We start from the raw sequence: 1,394 nt of genomic DNA on the forward strand, positions 1-1,394 counted from the left end.
ATTTTTTTATGTATAGAAAAGAAAAATTTAGCGTTGCTTTCAAATTAGAATGTATTAATCTTCACAAAAACTCTTATCGTTCGATTGAATCTATAGCAACAGAGAAAGGATTTAATGAAAGCAATCTGCGCAAATGGATTGGTTTTTATAACAAGTACGGAATCTCGGGGCTACAACCGAGAAAAAACAAGAGCTATTCCCTGAATTTTAAGGTTAAAGTTCTAAAAGCCATCGAAACAGAACATATCTCCCAAAGGGAAGCATGTATCCGATTCGATATCGCAGCTCAGTCTAGCGTGTTGAATTGGCAAAGGGATTACGAAAAAAGTGGTATTTTAGGGTTAAAGAACAAACCCAAAGGAAGACCCTGCATTATGAGTGATCACAAGCGTAAGAAAAGAAAGTCCGATAAGCCATTGACCAGAGAAGAAGAACTTTTATTGGAAAACGAAAGGCTTCGAGCTGAAATTGATTTTCTAAAAAAGTTAGACGCCTTAACTCTCAAAAAGAACAAGCAGAGGCCATCGAAGGATTAAGGCGAAAATATGACCTGTCACTCCTGCTGGATTGTACAGGTATGGCCAGAAGCAGTTTCTATTACCATCAGAAAGCTCTTGATAAAAAAGATAAATATGGAGAAGTAAAAACTTTGATAAAACAGATTTATCATAGGCATAAAGGCCGGTTTGGATACCGTCGTATTACTTTGATTATGAAACAGCAAGGAATTGTAATTAATCATAAAACGGTCTTAAGACTGATGAAGACCCTAGGATTGAAAAGTATCGTTAGGGTTAAAAAATACAGATCTTACCGGGGAGAGCAAGGCAGGATAGCACCAAATATTCTGGAGAGGAACTTTAAGGCAGATCAGCCAAACAGAAAATGGGCCACTGATGTGACAGAATTTAACGTCTCGGGCAGTAAATTGTATCTTTCGCCGATAATTGATCTTTACAATGGCGAGATTATCAGTTACGATCTCTCGGAAAGGCCTGCCTTTGCACAGGTTGTAAATATGCTCAAAAAAGGGCTCAGAAAAATCAAGAATACTGAAAACCTCATTATCCACTCTGATCAAGGCTGGCAATATCAGATGAAAGCCTATCAGCATCTGTTAAAAGAAAAAGGCATTATCCAAAGTATGTCCCGCAAAGGAAACTGCCTGGATAATGCGGTAATAGAAAACTTCTTTGGAACTTTAAAATCTGAAATGTTCTATACTAAGAAATTTAAAACCATTGATGAGCTCAAAAAAGAAATAAAGAAGTATATCAATTACTACAATAACGACAGGATAAGACTTAATCTAAAAGGAAAGAGTCCGGTACAGTACCGAACTCTTTCATATAATAATATTGTTTAATTTTGTCTAAACTTTTGGGTGCAGTCTA

The 1,394-nt window shown here is 36.4% G+C and carries 2 protein-coding genes; both read left to right on the top strand.

Annotation, left to right across the window (positions count from 1 at the left end; all coding sequences use genetic code 11):
* Nucleotides 1-536: transposase (locus tag J2Y40_RS23920; protein WP_310001802.1), on the top strand; the 536-nt coding region annotated here is incomplete at its 5' end.
* Nucleotides 524-1,366, top strand: coding sequence for an IS3 family transposase (locus J2Y40_RS23925; RefSeq protein WP_153392340.1), 843 nt, complete (start codon nt 524-526; stop codon nt 1,364-1,366). The genes J2Y40_RS23920 and J2Y40_RS23925, both read left to right, overlap by 13 nt.
* The last annotated feature ends 28 nt before the right edge of the window (nt 1,367-1,394 follow it).

It is taken from the genome of Chryseobacterium sp. 2987 (assembly GCF_031456375.1).
In the GTDB taxonomy this organism is placed as follows: Bacteria; Bacteroidota; Bacteroidia; order Flavobacteriales; family Weeksellaceae; genus Chryseobacterium; species Chryseobacterium vaccae.